This is a genomic window from Actinotalea lenta, assembly GCF_030586465.1.
Lineage (GTDB): Bacteria > Actinomycetota > Actinomycetes > Actinomycetales > Cellulomonadaceae > Actinotalea > Actinotalea lenta.
This window is the reverse complement of record NZ_JAUQYP010000001.1, coordinates 552,239-567,293: the sequence shown is the minus strand read 5'-3', so window position 1 is coordinate 567,293 and position 15,055 is coordinate 552,239. Positions and strand designations below refer to the sequence as shown.

Sequence of the window (15,055 nt, the reverse complement as noted above, 5' to 3'; positions counted from 1 at the left end):
AGGCCCCAGCACTCCGGCGCGCGCCGGACCTGACCCGGGAGCCGCCCTGTGAACGACAGCACGCCAGCAGTCCCCGCCACTCCGGACGGGAGCGTCGGCGTCCCCGCGGCGCTCGGCTTCGTCGACCGGCACGTCGGCCCCCGGCCGGACGCGATCGGCCGCATGCTCGACGTCGTCGGTGCGCCGTCGCTGGACGCCCTGATGGACCAGGCCGTGCCCGCCGCGATCCGCACCGAGCTGCCGACCGGCCCGGGTGTCGCGATGGGTGAGGACGAGGTGGTCGCCCACCTGCGCCACCTCGCGAGCCGGAACCGTGTGCTGACCTCGATGATCGGCCTCGGCTACCACGGCACGCACACCCCGGCGGCGATCCGCCGAAACGTGCTGGAGAACCCCGCCTGGTACACCGCGTACACGCCGTACCAGCCGGAGATCAGCCAGGGTCGGCTCGAGGCCGCGTTGGTGTTCCAGACGATGGTCGAGGACCTCACGGGGCTGCCGGTGGCCGGCGCCAGCCTCCTGGACGAGGCGACGGCCGTCACCGAGGCGGTGCTTCTCATGCGTCGTGCGGTGCGCGGCAAGGAGGGCGGCGTCGTCGTGGTGGACTCGCGGGTGCTTCCGCAGTCCCTCGCGGTGCTGCACGGCCGGGCCGACGCGATCGGCCTGCCGCTGGTGGTCGCGGACCTGACCGCGGGGCTGCCCGACCTGGGCGACGGCGTCGAGCTGGTGGGCGTCGTGGTCCAGCAGCCGGGGGCCGACGGGCTCATCCAGGACGTCGCGCCGATCGTCGAAGCCGCGCACGAGGCCGGTGCCCTGGTCACCGTGGCCGCCGACCTGCTGTCCCTCACGCTGATCGTGCCCCCGGGGGAGGTGGGTGCCGACGTCGCGGTCGGCTCCGCGCAGCGGTTCGGCGTGCCGATGTTCTACGGTGGCCCGCACGCGGCGTTCATGGCGGTGCGCTCCGGCCTGGAGCGTCAGCTGCCCGGCCGGCTGGTCGGAGTGAGCGTGGACGCCGACGGCGCGCCCGCCTACCGGCTGAGCCTGCAGACCCGCGAGCAGCACATCCGCCGTGAGAAGGCCACCAGCAACATCTGCACCGCCCAGGCGCTGCTCGCTGTGGTGGCCGCGATGTACGCGGTTCACCACGGGCCCGAGGGCCTGCGTCGGATCGCCGAGCAGGTGCACGCCGCGGCGGTGCGGCTGCGCGACGGGTTGGCCCAGCTCGGCGTCGAGGTGCTGCACGACACGTTCTTCGACACCGTCGTCGCCCACGTCCCCGGCGCCGCCGACGCAGTGCTCGCCGCCGCGGTGGAGCGCGGGATCAACCTGCGCGGCATCGACGCCGACCACGTCGGCCTCACCACCGACGAGACCACCACGGTCGACGACGTGGCTCGCGCGCTCGCGGCCGTCTCCGTCGGTACGGGCAAGGCGAGCGCCGCCCCCTCGCCCGGAGCGGAGGCGACCCGAACGGCGATCCCACCGGAGCGCCTCCGCACAAGCCTGTACCTCACGCACCCGACGTTCCACCGTTACCGGTCCGAGACCGCGCTGATGCGCTACCTGCGCACCCTGGCGGACAAGGACCTCGCGCTGGACCGCACGATGATCCCGCTGGGCTCGTGCACCATGAAGCTCAACGCCGCGGTGGAGCTCGAGACCATCTCCTGGCCCGAGTTCGCGAACCTCCACCCGTACGCCCCGGCCGACCAGGCCGAGGGCTACCGCGAGCTCGTCGGCGGCCTCGAGGCGCACCTCGCCGACCTCACCGGCTACGCCGCGGTGAGCCTGCAGCCCAACGCGGGCTCGCAGGGCGAGCTCTCCGGACTGCTGGCGATCCGCGCCTACCACCGGTCCCGCGGCGAGGCGGAGCGCGACGTGTGCCTCATCCCCGCGTCGGCGCACGGCACGAACGCGGCGTCGGCGGTGCTCGCCGGCATGCGCGTGGTGGTCGTGGCGACCGCGCCGGACGGCACGATCGACGCCGCCGACCTGGACGCCAAGCTCGCCGCGCACGAGGGCCGGGTCGCTGCGATCATGATCACCTACCCGTCCACGCACGGTGTCTTCGAGGCGGGCGTGCGCGACGTGTGCGACGCGGTGCACGCCGCGGGCGGCCAGGTCTACATCGACGGTGCCAACCTCAACGCGCTCGTCGGACTCGCGCGGCCCGGCGAGTTCGGTGGGGACGTCTCGCACCTCAACCTGCACAAGACGTTCGCCATCCCGCACGGCGGCGGTGGCCCCGGCGTGGGTCCGGTCGCCGTCGCGTCTCACCTGGTCCCGTTCCTCCCCGGCGACCCCACCCCCACGACGGCGGAGGCGGACGTGGCCGGGGTCGGCCCGGTGGCAGGGGCGCGGTACGGGTCCGCTGGGGTCCTGCCGATCTCCTACGCCTACGTGCTGCTCATGGGCGGCGCGGGGCTGCGCCGGGCCAGCGAGGTCGCGATCCTGTCCGCCAACTACCTCGCCACCAGGCTGAACGAGCACTTCCCGGTGCTCTACACCGGCCCTGGCGGCCGGGTCGCGCACGAGTGCATCCTCGACCTGCGCGCGATCACCAGGGCCACCGGCGTGACCGCGGAGGACGTCGCCAAGCGGCTGATGGACTACGGCTTCCATGCGCCGACCCTCGCGTTCCCCGTGCCCGGCACCTTGATGGTCGAACCCACCGAGAGCGAGGACCTGGCCGAGCTCGACCGGTTCGTCGAGGCGATGGTCGCGATCCGCGGCGAGATCGCCCGGGTCGAGGTCGGCGAGTGGACCGCCGCCGACTCCCCGCTGCGCGGCGCGCCCCACACCGCGGCGTGCGTGGTGGCCGACGGCTGGGACAAGCCGTACAGCCGCGAGACGGCGGCGTTCGGGTTGCCCGCACTTCGTGCAGGGAAGTACTGGCCACCGGTGCGTCGGATCGACCAGGCTGCTGGTGACCGCAACCTGGTGTGCACCTGTCCCCCGATCGAGGAGTACGCATGAGCGACGACGCCGTCGCGGCCGACGCCCGACCCAGTCCGTTGAACGACGAGCACGTGGCCCTGGGGGCGACCCTGGTGCCGTTCGCCGGGTGGTCGATGCCGCTGCGCTACCGCTCAGACATCGCCGAGCACACCGCGGTGCGCACTGCAGCCGGCCTGTTCGACCTGTCCCACATGGCCGAGCTCGTGGTGCTCGGGCCGGACGCGGGCGCGTTCCTGGACCACGCCCTGGTCGGCTCGTTCTCCAGGATGGCGGTCGGCAAGGCCCGCTACACGATGATCTGTGTGGAGTCCGGGGCCGTGCTGGACGACCTGATCGTCTACCGCACCGGCGATGCCGAGTACCTGGTGGTGGCCAACGCTGCCAACCACGACCCCGTGCTGGCCGCGCTGCGGGACCGGGTCGGCGACCTCGACGTCGCGGTCCAGGACCGCACGGACACCACCGCCCTGGTCGCGGTCCAGGGCCCCCGGGCGCTGGAGATCCTCCGGTCGACCCCCGGACTGGTCGCGGAGGGGCTGGTCGAGCTGCGCTACTACGCCGCGCTCGAGGGCACGTTCGACGTCGACGGCGAGCCGCGGCCCGTGCTGATCGCCCGCACCGGGTACACCGGCGAGGACGGCTTCGAGCTCTTCGTCGACGCCGCGTCCGTCGGGGTGCCGCTGTGGCGGGCGCTGCTCGCGGCCGGCGAGCCGTTCGGCCTGGTGCCCGCCGGGCTCGCGGCGCGCGACAGCCTGCGCCTGGAGGCCGGGATGCCGCTGTACGGGCACGAGCTCGACCTGACCGTCACGCCGTACGCCGCGGGACTGGGCCGGGTGGTCAAGCTCGAGAAGACCGACGCACACGGCCGCCCCGTCGACTTCATAGGGCGCGCCGCGCTGGACGCCCGCGCGCATGCCGCGCCCGCGCGCGTCCTGGTGGGCCTGGTCGGTGAGTCCCGGCGCGCGGCCCGGCAGGGTTACGTGGTGACCACCCGCAGCGGGGCTCCGGTGGGTCGGGTCACGTCCGGTGCCCCGTCGCCGACGCTCGGCGTGCCGATCGCGATGGCCTACGTCACGCCGGAGGTCAGCGCGGAGGGCACGGCGCTGGCCGTGGACGTCCGTGGCCGTCCCGAACCTGTGCACGTCGTCGCCCTGCCCTTCTACCGTCGTCCCTGACCTCGCCCCCGTGGCACGATCGGCGGCAACCGCCGAGCAAGGAGAAACGTCGTGAGCAACCCCACCGAGCTGCAGTACACGGCCGAGCACGAGTGGGTCGCCGCGGGCGACCCCGCCACCGTGGGCATCACGGCGCACGCCGCCGACGCGTTGGGAGACGTCGTGTACCTCGAGCTTCCCGAGGTCGGCGCGACCATCACCGCCGGAGAGGTGTGTGGCGAGATCGAGTCGACGAAGTCGGTGTCGGAGCTGTTCGCCCCCGTCGACGGCACCGTGGTCGAGGTCAACAGCGCCGCGGTGGACGACCCGTCCGTGGTCAACGCGGACCCGTACGGCGCCGGATGGCTGCTCAGGGTCGCCGTGAGCGGGGACGGCGGCGAGCTCCTCACCGCGGAGCAGTACGCAGCGCTCGTCGGCGAGTGAGGTCGGCGGCAGGAAGGCTCGCGGCCAGAGCCACAGCGGGTGCGGGTGGCGAGGGCGGCGGCGACCGGTCCTCAGGAGGGAGCGTCGGGTCGACGCCCCGCGGTCGATGTACTCCGATCGGGTGATCGCTCGCGCGTGACCCGAGCTGTGGCGGCCGACCCCCTCGATCCGCGACATGTCGGCCTGACCTGCGCCGACGCCGGAATCTGCCACGGTCTCGCCTCCTATGGCGCCCCGTCGCTGCTCCCGGGTGGCGAAACTGCGGGTGAAAACCGCGTCATGCCGCGCGGCGCGGTTGCTCTCTCCAGGTGTACCCGCTGAGGCGGTGTCCCCCGGCACCGCGAACACCTGGAGGACGACATGGCTGTCGAGACCGTTGACCTGCACATGGTTCCGGCCCAGCGCACCCTGACTCGTCGTGAGCGCGTGATCCTGTCCAACCTCGACGAGGACACCACCCTCGAAGAGATCGCCAGCCGGCTGTGGGTCAGCCGCAACACCGTGAAGTCCCAGGTGCGCAGCGTCTACCGCAAGCTCGGCGTCTCCACCCGCGCCGACGCCGTGGCGCGCGCCCGCCAGTTCGGCCTGCGCTGAGCGAGGCGACCGCGGGCTCCCCCCGACCTGGCGACGCTGCCAGACTGAGCCCGTGTCGCCGATCCTCGTCGTCGCCGCCGCCGTGGTGGACGACCTCGCAGCCCCACGCCGGCTGCTCGCCGCGCGCCGCACCCGGCCCGCACACGTCGCCGGTCGGTGGGAGCTGCCGGGCGGCAAGGTCGAACCAGGCGAGACCCCCCAGCAGGCGCTGCACCGTGAGCTCGACGAGGAGCTCGGCGTGCGCGTGCAGCTCGGCACGGAGATCGCCGGTCCGGCCGACGGCCGGTGGCCGATCACGCCGCGGCACGTCATGCGCGTGTGGGCGGCGGTACTCACGCACGGCGACCCGCGACCCCTGGAGGGTCATGACCAGCTGCGCTGGCTGCACCACCCGGACTGGCACACGGTCGCGTGGCTGGACGGCGACGTCGACCTGGTCCGCGAGCTGACGGTGCGGGCAGCCGAGCCGGGCGGCCTCGCCTGACCGACGCGTTGTGACGCTCGGGCCGAAGACTGGGGATCCATGGAAGCACGTCGTCGCACCCGCGTGGCGGCGCTCGCCGTCGCCACGCTGGCGGGCGGCTGCACCGCACCGGACGCCGGACTCTCCTCGCCGGACTCCGGTTCCACCTCCACCGGGAGTCCGACGTCCGGCGCCACCTCGCCCGGCGCCGTCGGTACGCCGGCCCCCGCGCCCACGGCCCCTGCGCCCACTGCTCCTGCGCCCACTGCTCCTGCGTCCACCGACCCGGCGGCCCTGCCACCGGGCTTTCCCGAGCCGGGCAGCCTGATCGGCGGGGAGCTGGTCACGACCTTCTCCGACAGCGGCGCGACCACCACCGTCGACGGTGAGGACCTGGGCCTGACGCAGGTCTTCGGTGCGTGCTTCGACGGCGATGCGCAGGAGTACTGCCCGTGGTCGATCGAGGGCCTGGCCCAGCCGGGCGCGGGTGGGCTCCCGGAGCCCACGGGAGTGAACCTGCTGCTCCTGCTGAAGCTCACCGGGATGACGCAGGACGGCACGCCGACCTGGATGGTGGTCGACGCGATCGCGACCCACGCTCCGGACGGGAAGCCCGCCCTGCTCGAGTACTGCCAGGGCTCCGAGGGCGTGGCGTTCTACCCGGCGTCGGACCAGACATCAGGCATGACCGTCCCCGCAGCCGCCGCCTGGGCCTCGGACGCCGACCACACCTCGCTCGTCGAGCAGGCTCCGGGCGACATCAGCTGTGAGGCGTTCGGCGAGTGACCACAGGGCAGCCTGCCAGGTGGTCGTCCACCAGGCCACAGGCTTGCATCGCCGCGTAGGCGGTGGTCGGGCCGACGAACCGGAAGCCGACCGACTTGAGCTCCGCGGCCAGCGCCCGGGACGCCGGGGTGCTCGCCGGGACGTCGGAGAACGTGACGGCGCGGGGGTCGCGGACCGGGTCGGCCGGCGCGTGGGACCAGACCAGCTCGCTCAGCGACCGGCCCGCGTCGTGCAGCTCGAGCACGGCACGCGCGTTCGCGAGGGTCGCATCGATCTTGGCCCGGTTCCGCACGATTCCTGCGTCACCCATCAGCCGCGCGACGTCGTGCGCGTCGTAACCGGCCACCACCTCGGGGTCGAAGTCGGCGAACGCGGCACGGAAGGCCTCGCGCTTGCGCAGGATCGTGATCCAGGCGAGACCGGACTGGAACGCCTCGAGGCAGAACCTCTCGAACAGCGCGTGCTCGCCGTGCTCCGGAACGCCCCACTCGGTGTCGTGGTACTGCTCGTAGAGCGGGTCGCCGTCCCCGAAGCACCTCATGGCCGGGACGGTAGCAGCGGCGTCGGACGTGGCCGCGCGGCCCTCCACAGGGGCGGCCGACGGCGCGATCGTGTGCCGGCCCGCTCGTTCAGAAGTAGCGGATCAGCAGGTAGGGAACGGAGAGCGCCACGGTCACGCCGGTGACCAGCAGGCCGTACTTGGTGAACTCCCAGAACGAGATGGGGTGCCCGTAGCGCCGGGCGATGCCGAGCACCACGACGTTCGCGCTCGCCCCGACCGCGGTGGCGTTGCCACCGAGGTCAGCGCCCATCGTCAGAGCCCACCAGAGCGGTTCGGCCGCCGCGCCCCCGGCGTGCACCAGGTCTGCGACGAGCGGCGCCATGGTCGCCACGTAGGGGATGTTGTCGATGATCCCGGACACCAGGGCCGAGCCCACCAGCAGCGCGACCCCGGCACCGGCGTAGTTGGTGCCCACCGCGTCTGTCGCGGCCTTGCCGAGCTGGTCGATCACGCCGAGGTTGACCAGGCCACCGACCATGACGAACAGGCCCGCGAAGAACAGCAGCGTCTCCCACTCGACGTCCGCGACGACCTTGCGGGCCTCGAGCCGCGTCAGGAGCGCGAGCAGCCCCGCGCCCAGCAGTGCGACCACCGCGGGGTCCAGGTGGGTCACGCCCTGCAGCGCGAACCCGGCGAGCACCAGGGCGATCACGGCGACCGAGGTGATGAGCAGCCGGGTGTCCTTGATCGCCTCACGCTCGTTGAGCGCCATCACCTTGGCGGCCCGTTCGGCGTCGTGGTGCAGCCTTCGGCCGAAGAGCAGCCACGCGAGCCCGATGAACACGATCATGAGGCCGATGACCAGCGGCGTCAGGTGCTCGAGGAAGTCCAGGAACGTGAGGTTCGCACGACTGGCAACGATGATGTTCGGCGGGTCGCCGATCAGGGTGGCGGCACCGCCGATGTTCGAGGCCATCACCTGGGTGATGAGGAACGGCACGGGCGGCACCCCGAGCCGGTCGGCGATGAGCAGCGTCACGGGGGCCACCAGCAGCACGGTCGTGACGTTGTCCAGCGCCGCGCTGAGCATCGCGGTGATGACGATGAGCATCGCCATGACCACGAAGGGGCGCCCGCGGGCCCGCTTGGCGGCCCAGATCGCCAGGTACTCGAACGCCCCGCTCTGGCGCAGGATGCCGACGATCATCATCATGCCGAGCAGCAGGAAGATGACGTGCCAGTCGATCCCGGCTTCCTCGGAGAAGAAGATCCCCGCCTCGTCGGTGGCGCCGAGCAGCACCATGAGCGCACCGCCCGTGAGCGCCACGGTGGCGCGCGGGAGCTTCTCGGTGGCGATGAGCACGTAGGCCCCGAGGAAGACCACGAGGCCGGCGACGACCTGGATCGTCATGCGGTCCGGCCACCCCCGCGTGCGGTGAGAGCGGCGTCCAGCACGGTGGGCAACGTGATGAAGTGCGGCTCGACCTCCTCCACGGCGCGGGGCTCGTCGGTCTCGCGGTCGCCGGCAGGTGTGGCATGGGTGCCGTGCCCCCGGTGGACGTGCTCGGCCTCGACCAGCGCGATCGACGTGTGCGCGGCGGCCATCAGGGTGGCGACCTCCACGAGGGTGGCGTCCGGGTCCACCCGGAGGATGTCGTAGACGCGCACGTCCTCGGAGTCCAGCAGCTCGCCGATGGTGCGGCGGTCGGCCTGTCCCCACAGCTCCTCCGCGGCGGACTCGTCGAGCACGCCGGCCAGCCGGGTGTCCTCCCGCAGGTAGAGCGGGATGAGCAGCCCGAGGACGTCGACGGCGGGGACGACGAACGCGGGGGTGCCGTCGTCGCCGGCCACCACCAGGGCGGAGAGCCGGTCGCCGGCGATCCGCCGGGCTGCTTCCAGCGCCGTGGTGCGTCGGTTGACCACCGGCAGCGGCAGGGCCAGGTCCATCAGACGCAGGGGCATGGTCACTCCCTCCATCCGCACAGCCGACCACGCAGCACTCTCGGCGCACGTCGAGCCTACTGGCTCGGGACCAGCCCCCACGTCCGGAACGGGACCGGCGAACGCCTCAGCGACGCGCCTCCCACGTGGATCACGCGAGCGCGGTGCGGATGCGCTTGGCGGACACCGGTTGCGGCGTGCCCAGGTGCTGGGCGAACAGCGAGACGCGGAGCTCCTCGAGCATCCACCGCACCTGCGCAAGTCTCGCGTCGCGCTCCAGGTCGGGAGGCGCGGCCGCCGCCTTCGCGAGCGCGCCCTCGTACTCCTGCACGAGCTCGTGCACCTGCCAGGCGAGGGCCTCGTCGCGTGACGGGCTCTCCGCGGCCTTGCCGAGCCGGTGCCGGGCCGCCCGCAGGTAGCGCACCAGGTGCGGGAGCCGCTGCGCACCGACGTCGGAGACGACCCGGTCGGTCACCAGCCCGTCGGCCCAGCCGCGCAGGTCGTGCACGACGGACAGCAGCGCGAGGCTGGTCGACGCCCGCAGGTCGACGTCCAGCTCGCGCGCGGCGACGAGCACGTCGCCCGTGGTGCGCGCGACGGCGTGCACGCGGTCCTCGAGCACGTCGCGCAGCCGGGAGCGGAGGTCCTCGTACCGGGCGCGATCACGCAGGCCGGCCGCACCGCCCGGCCCGGCGTGCTGTGCGAGCAGGTCGTCGACCGCGGCCCGTTGCAGGTCCAGGACCAGCGCGGGCGTGCTCGGGTACGGCGAAGCGCCCAGCGCGAGCGAGAGCTGCGCGTTCCAGCGACTCGTCACGCGTCCCGTGGACAGCGCCAGCTCGCCCAGCAGGAGCTCGCGCACCGCCACCGCGTGCCGACGTGGGTCGGGACGGGCCAGCACGCGCAGGTCGACCGGCGCCGCGCGCTCCGACGGGGCTGCCGCCACGAGAGTCGGGTAGCCCTCCACCCGGACCCCGGAGGTCTCGGCGCTGACCTGCTCCGGGATCGGATCCAGGTCCGGCCAGGTGGTCAGGCCGGTGCGCTCGAGGTCATGGCCGGGCCGAGGGCCCGGCGCCGGTGTGGGGCGTGGCCCGGGTGCGGAGAGCCGGGCGTGCTCCGCCTCGGCGGCCGCCGTGGCGTCCCGTTCCGCCACGGCCCGACGCAGCGCATCGCGCATGGCCGAGCGCATCGCCTGCTCGGACCGCGCGGCCAGCCGGTGCTGGAGCGCGACCAGGTCGTGCCCGTCGTCCACCACGATCGCACCGTCGCGGCGGTCCTCGACCACCCGGAACGTCATCCGCAGGTGTGCGGGCAGTCGGGAGTCGTCGAACGCGTCCGGTGGGATCTCCACGCCGCGCAGCTCGCGCACGGCCTGGGCGAACGTGGCATGCCACGACGGTGCAGCGTCCCCGGCCCGTACGGTGTCCGCCCAGGACGGCTGGTCCGCCAGCCACGCCACCACGGCGGCCGCGACGTCCGGTGCCGGGACCAGCTGGACGCGCACGGGCTTGGGCAGCGCGCGGATCGTGGCGACCGCGAGCTCGGCCTGCATGCCGGGCACCAGTCGGTCGAAGCCGTCGGGCACGACCCGGTCGAGCACCTGGATCGGGATGTGCACGGTGACGCCGTCGTGCTCGGTGCCCGGGTCATAGGCGTACGTCAGCGGCAGCTCGAGGTCGCCCTGCGGCCAGCGGTCCGGGTACAGCGTCGGGTCACGCGCCTCCTCGGCGTCGGCCGCCAGCAGCATCGCCGGGTCGAACGTGAGGAGGTCCGGGTCGCGGCGCCGGGCGCCCTTCCACCAGGTGTCGAAGTGCCGAGCGGAGACCACCTCGGAGGGCACGCGCTCGTCGTAGAAGTCGAACAGTGCGTCGTCGTCCACCACCAGGTCGCGGCGTCGGGCGCGCTGCTCGAGCTCTTCGGCCTGGGCGAGCAGTGCCCGGTTGGTGTGGAAGAACCGGTGGTGGGTGGTCCAGTCGCCCTCGACCAGCGCGTGCCGGAGGAAGAGCTCGCGGGCGTGCTCGGGGTCGACCTTCGCGTACAGCACCCGTCGACCGGTGACGATCGGGACGCCGTAGAGCGTGACACGCTCGGTGGCCATCGCCGCGCCGCGCTTGCCGGACCAGGCGGGTTCGGAGTACGTGCGCTTGACCAGGTGCTCGGCGAGCTCCTCGGCCCACTCGGGCTCGATGCGCGCCACGTCGCGGGCCCACAGCCTGGATGTCTCGACCAGCTCGCCCGCCATCACCCACGCCGGCGGCTTCTTCGCCAGGCCGGAGCCGGGGAAGATCGCGAACCGCGCCCCGCGCGCGCCGACGTACTCGTTGCGCGGACGGGGTCGTCCGCGGCGGTCGCGCTCGGTCCCGGAGGTGCGCCCGGTGCGGACCTCGGTCGCCTCCTGCTGCCCGATCTGGGACAGCAGGCCGGACAGGACCGAGCGGTGGATCGCCTCGCCGTCCCAGTCGCGGCGCAGGGCGTTGTCAGCGGCGGGCGCGTCGGTGCGGGCGGGTGGCCGGACGGTGATGCCGAGGGGCTTGGCGAGCTGCTTGAGCTGGGTGACCACGTCCTGCCACTCGCGCAGGCGCAGGAAACTCAGGTGCTCGGTGCGGCACATCCGGCGGAACGCGCTGCCGGACAGCTCGCGCTGCTGCTCGCGCACGTAGTGCCACAGGTTGAGGTAGGCGAGCAGGTCCGACGTCGGGTCGGCGAACCGGCGGTGCGCCGCGTCGGCCTCGTCGCGGGAGTCGGCGGGACGTTCGCGGGGGTCCTGGATGGACAGTGCCGCGGCGATGATCATCACCTCGCGCGCGACTCCGCGCCGCCCGCCCTCGACGATCATCCGGGCCAGCCGCGGGTCGATCGGCAGCTGCGCGAGCGCGCGTCCGACGTCGGTGAGCCGGAGGCCGTCGCGGTCCCCGCCCCTCGCCGCGGCGAGCGCACCGAGCTCGAGCAGCAGCTGCACGCCGTCGCGCACCGCTCGGGTGTCGGGCTGGTCGACGAACGGAAACGTCGCGACGTCCTCGGGGCTCGCCGCCACGCCCACCGCGATCATCTGCAGGATCACGCTGGCCAGCGACGTGCGCAGGATCTCCGGCTCGGTGAACTCCGCCCGCGAGCCGAAGTCGGTCTCGGAGTACAGCCGGATCGCCACGCCGTCGGCGACCCGCCCGCAGCGGCCGGAGCGCTGCCGGGCCGACGCCTGGCTGATCGGCTCGATGGGCAGCCGCTGGACCTTGGTCGCCTTGGACCACCGCGAGATGCGTGCCGTCCCGGGGTCGACCACGTATCGCACCCCGGGCACGGTCAGCGAGGTCTCGGCGATGTTGGTCGCCAGCACCACGCGCTGCCCCGGGTGCGACTCGAACACCCGGTGCTGCTCGCCCGCGGACAGCCGGGAGTACAGCGGCAGGAGCTCGGTGTGCCGGGGGTGGCGCGGGTCGAGCCGGTCGCCCAGGTGGGTGCGCAGGGCGTCGTCGGCGTCCCGGATCTCGCGCTCGCCGGACAGGAACACCAGGATGTCGCCCGGCCCCTCGGCGGACAGCTCGTCGACCGCCTCGCAGATGCCGGTCATGAGGTCGCGCGCTTCGTCGCCGCGGCCCGCCGCCCCGGTGCGCACGCCGCGGCCGGACGCGCCCTGGGTGCGCGGCCGGGCCGGTGCCGGTGCGTCCTCGGGGTGCTCCTCGTCCGGCTCCGGGTCGGGGGTGAGCGGGCGGTAGCGGACCTCGACCGGGAAGGTCCGTCCGGTGACCTCGACCACCGGCGCGGGCACGACCTCCGCCTCGCCCCCGTCGGGCCGCTGGCCGCCGGCGGGCCGCCCGAAGTGCCGCGCGAACCGCTCGGAGTCGATCGTGGCCGACGTGATGACCAGCCGCAGGTCCGGCCGGCGCGGCAGCAGCCGGGTCAGGTAGCCGAGCAGGAAGTCGATGTTGAGGCTGCGCTCGTGCGCCTCGTCGATGATGAGCGCGTCGTAGGCCAGCAGGCCGGGGTCGCGCTGGATCTGCGCGAGCAGGATCCCGTCGGTCATCACCTTGACCAGGGTCTGCTCGCTGGAGGCGTCGGTGAACCGCACCTGGTAGCCGACGACGCTGCCCAGCGCGTCGCGCCCGCCGGTCAGCTCCTCGCTGATCCGCTCGGCGACGCTGCGGGCGGCGATCCGGCGTGGCTGGGTGTGGCCGATCTGGCCGGCGCGGCCGTAGCCGAGCTCGAGCAGGATCTTGGGCAGCTGGGTGGTCTTGCCGGAGCCGGTCTCGCCCGCGACGACCACCACCTGGTGCTCGCGGATCGCGTCGGCGATCTCGGCGCGACGCGCGCTGACCGGCAGTGCCTCGGGGTAGGTGATCGGCGGGACGACCACCGCGCGCCGCGCCGTGGCACGCCGCTCGCGGGCGGCGGCCGCGCGCTGGCCGTCGGGGCGGTCGGGTCGCTGCCCCCGCCCGGTGTCGCTGTTCTGGGAGGGCCGGCCGCCGCGATCCCCTGCAGGTCGCCTGCCGCGGCGCCCGCGCTGTGGTGAGCGGGAGCCGCGCCTCGGCTCCGACGGGGGTCCTTCGCTCACGACCCGCCATTCTCCCCGAGGTGGGACGTGGGGTCGCGTCGATTCTCGTGGGCCGGCCGCGGAACGCTCAGGTGAACGCCGGATACGGGTGGAGCGGTACGGCGCCCCACTCGCGCGCCGCCCAGTGCGCAGCGGCCGCGCGGTCCCGGCAGCCCACGCGGCGAAGCGGCGCCCAGACACCGATCCGCGCGGGGCCGTCCACAGTGCGGACGCCGAACCGTGCCTCCCATGCTCCTCGCCGCGCCGGCTGCTCACGAGCGCTCATGCCGCAGATGGCAAGGCGACACAGCGTCGCGGCGATGGGGTCCTATGGTCCGTTGGTGGAGAGCCGTCCGTCGCAGGCGTAGCTCTGGCACACCATCGCGGTGGTGGCGGTCCTCGTGGTCGTCCTCGTGCGGGGCGTGCAGGGCGGGGTCTGCGTTGACGCGATCCCGCCACGTCCAGCTGCACGACCGGGCCGGCGATCGGCGTTCCCGCGGCCGTGGTCGCCACGGCGGCGTGTGCAGGTCCGGTGGCGCTCGCCTTGCGGCGTCTCGTCGTCCTGGTCTCGCGGTCGCGACGGCATGGACGGGGCTTGACGTCGTTCGGAACGCTGGACCCAGGTGAGGCTCCGCCCGGCGATCGAGATCACCGCCCTCGGCCACGCCGCAGGGCTCACTCCGCGGAGTCGGCGCCGGTCGGTCGCCGCGGTCAGCCGGCCTCGGCGAGCACCTGCTCCAGCGACAGCGCCGGCCGACCCAGCAGGCGCTCGACGTCGCCGGTCACCTCGCCCAGCTCCCCCGACGCGATCGCCAGGTAGGTCGAGACCCATGCGTCGAGCTGCCAGTCGGGGGCGCCGGTCTCCCGCCGCCAGGCGTACGCGTCCTCGACGGTCTCCGCCTCGTAGCGCAGCTCGCGGCCGGTCGCGGCCCCCGCGATGCGGGCCACGTCGTCCAGCGTGATCGCCTCCGGTCCGGACAGCCGGTAGGTGCGCCCGGCGTGCCGGGCGGGGTCCCGCAGCACGTGCGCCGCCACCGCAGCGACGTCTGCCCGCGCCACCCCCGCGAACCGGCCGTCGCCCGCCGGCCCACGCAGCACGCCGTCCTCGCCGGCGAAGAACGGCACCAGGTCCAGGTAGAGGTTGTCGCGCAGGAACGTCCAGCTCATGCCCGAGGCCTTGAGGTGCTCCTCGGTCTCGCCGTGGTCGCGGGCCAGGGTGAACGTCGCGTCCGGTCCGGCGCCTTCGAACGAGGTGTAGACGACGTGCTCCACCCCGGCCTCGGCCGCATCGTCGATGAAGGCGCGGTGCTCGGCCACCCGGTCCGCGCTCTCCGCCCCGGAGACCATGAGCAGCGTCCGTACCCCGTCCAGCGCCTCGGTCGCGTCCGCCCCGTAGGCGACCTGCCGGATCTCGCTGCACGCCAGCGCCGGCGCGCGGCGCAGGTCACGCACCAGCAACCGCTGGGCGAACCCGTCGGCGGCGAGCTCCGCCGCCACCAGCCCGCCGATGTGCCCCGTCGCGCCTGTGATGCCGATCCGCATGACGGCAGCGTGGCACAGTCGGCTCGGGAACGCCCGGATGCCGGTTCGCGGGGACCCGAAGCCCTGGTGCGCGACGTCCGACGGCGCGACGATGGGGGGAGCGGGCCGCACGCGGATCCGCCGCGGCCCGGCCCGCCGGGAGGTGG

Annotated in this window: 11 protein-coding genes; 6 read left to right on the top strand and 5 right to left on the bottom strand. The window is 73.8% G+C overall.

Annotated features, from left to right (window positions below):
• Positions 1–48 precede the first annotated feature (48 nt).
• From gcvP to Q6348_RS02585, 6 genes are all read left to right on the top strand, one after another.
• Positions 49–2,976, top strand: a complete 2,928-nt coding sequence (gene gcvP, locus Q6348_RS02610; protein WP_304599778.1) for an aminomethyl-transferring glycine dehydrogenase — start codon at positions 49–51, stop codon at positions 2,974–2,976.
• Positions 2,973–4,133 carry a glycine cleavage system aminomethyltransferase GcvT gene (gene gcvT, locus Q6348_RS02605; protein WP_304599777.1) on the top strand — a complete coding sequence of 387 codons (1,161 nt, stop codon included), beginning with the start codon at positions 2,973–2,975 and terminating at the stop codon, positions 4,131–4,133. Before gcvP ends, gcvT begins: the two co-directional genes overlap by 4 nt.
• Positions 4,134–4,184: 51 nt before the next feature.
• Positions 4,185–4,556: a glycine cleavage system protein GcvH gene (gene gcvH / locus Q6348_RS02600; RefSeq protein ID WP_304599776.1), complete on the top strand. Its 372-nt coding sequence runs from the start codon at positions 4,185–4,187 to the stop codon at positions 4,554–4,556.
• Positions 4,557–4,916: 360 nt separating this feature from the next.
• Positions 4,917–5,150 (top strand): LuxR C-terminal-related transcriptional regulator, encoded by a 234-nt coding sequence (locus Q6348_RS02595; protein ID WP_304599775.1) that lies wholly within the window; start codon positions 4,917–4,919, stop codon positions 5,148–5,150.
• Positions 5,151–5,202: 52 nt separating this feature from the next.
• Positions 5,203–5,634, top strand: coding sequence for an NUDIX domain-containing protein (locus tag Q6348_RS02590; protein WP_304599774.1), 432 nt, complete (start codon positions 5,203–5,205; stop codon positions 5,632–5,634).
• Positions 5,635–5,673: 39 nt separating this feature from the next.
• The gene (locus tag Q6348_RS02585) at positions 5,674–6,399 is read left to right on the top strand and encodes a hypothetical protein (RefSeq protein ID WP_304599773.1); all 726 of its coding nucleotides are present in this window, start codon (positions 5,674–5,676) and stop codon (positions 6,397–6,399) included.
• On the opposite strand, the gene Q6348_RS02580 is transcribed toward Q6348_RS02585, so the two are convergent.
• The 5 genes from Q6348_RS02580 to Q6348_RS02560 all read right to left on the bottom strand — a co-directional run bounded on the left by Q6348_RS02580 (position 6,374) and on the right by Q6348_RS02560 (position 14,909).
• The gene (locus tag Q6348_RS02580; RefSeq protein ID WP_304599772.1) at positions 6,374–6,940 is read right to left on the bottom strand and encodes a DNA-3-methyladenine glycosylase I; all 567 of its coding nucleotides are present in this window, start codon (positions 6,938–6,940) and stop codon (positions 6,374–6,376) included. The two genes, Q6348_RS02585 and Q6348_RS02580, sit on opposite strands and share 26 nt — an antisense overlap.
• Positions 6,941–7,028: 88 nt before the next feature.
• Entirely contained in the window at positions 7,029–8,312 is a 1,284-nt protein-coding gene (locus Q6348_RS02575; RefSeq protein WP_304599771.1) for an ArsB/NhaD family transporter, read from the bottom strand.
• A complete protein-coding gene (locus Q6348_RS02570; protein ID WP_304599770.1) occupies positions 8,309–8,863 on the bottom strand; it encodes a CBS domain-containing protein in 555 nt (184 codons plus the stop codon). The genes Q6348_RS02575 and Q6348_RS02570 overlap by 4 nt, the downstream gene beginning before the upstream one ends.
• Before the next feature lie 130 nt (positions 8,864–8,993).
• Positions 8,994–13,388, bottom strand: a complete 4,395-nt coding sequence (gene hrpA, locus Q6348_RS02565) for an ATP-dependent RNA helicase HrpA (RefSeq protein ID WP_304599769.1) — start codon at positions 13,386–13,388, stop codon at positions 8,994–8,996.
• Between the two features lie 690 nt (positions 13,389–14,078).
• Positions 14,079–14,909 (bottom strand): SDR family oxidoreductase, encoded by an 831-nt coding sequence (locus Q6348_RS02560; RefSeq protein WP_304599768.1) that lies wholly within the window; start codon positions 14,907–14,909, stop codon positions 14,079–14,081.
• Positions 14,910–15,055: the final 146 nt, after the last annotated feature.

Excerpts from the sequence above, each read along its gene's own strand:
- Q6348_RS02570 (WP_304599770.1), bottom strand. The coding sequence starts at position 8,863 with ATGCCCCTGCGTCTGATGGACCTGGCCCTGCCGCTGCCGGTGGTCAAC.
- Q6348_RS02595 (WP_304599775.1), top strand. The coding sequence starts at position 4,917 with ATGGCTGTCGAGACCGTTGACCTGCACATGGTTCCGGCCCAGCGCACC.
- Q6348_RS02580 (WP_304599772.1), bottom strand. The coding sequence starts at position 6,940 with ATGAGGTGCTTCGGGGACGGCGACCCGCTCTACGAGCAGTACCACGAC.
- Q6348_RS02585 (WP_304599773.1), top strand. The coding sequence starts at position 5,674 with ATGGAAGCACGTCGTCGCACCCGCGTGGCGGCGCTCGCCGTCGCCACG.
- Q6348_RS02575 (WP_304599771.1), bottom strand. The coding sequence starts at position 8,312 with ATGACGATCCAGGTCGTCGCCGGCCTCGTGGTCTTCCTCGGGGCCTAC.
- Q6348_RS02560 (WP_304599768.1), bottom strand. The coding sequence starts at position 14,909 with ATGCGGATCGGCATCACAGGCGCGACGGGGCACATCGGCGGGCTGGTG.
- gcvT (WP_304599777.1), top strand. The coding sequence starts at position 2,973 with ATGAGCGACGACGCCGTCGCGGCCGACGCCCGACCCAGTCCGTTGAAC.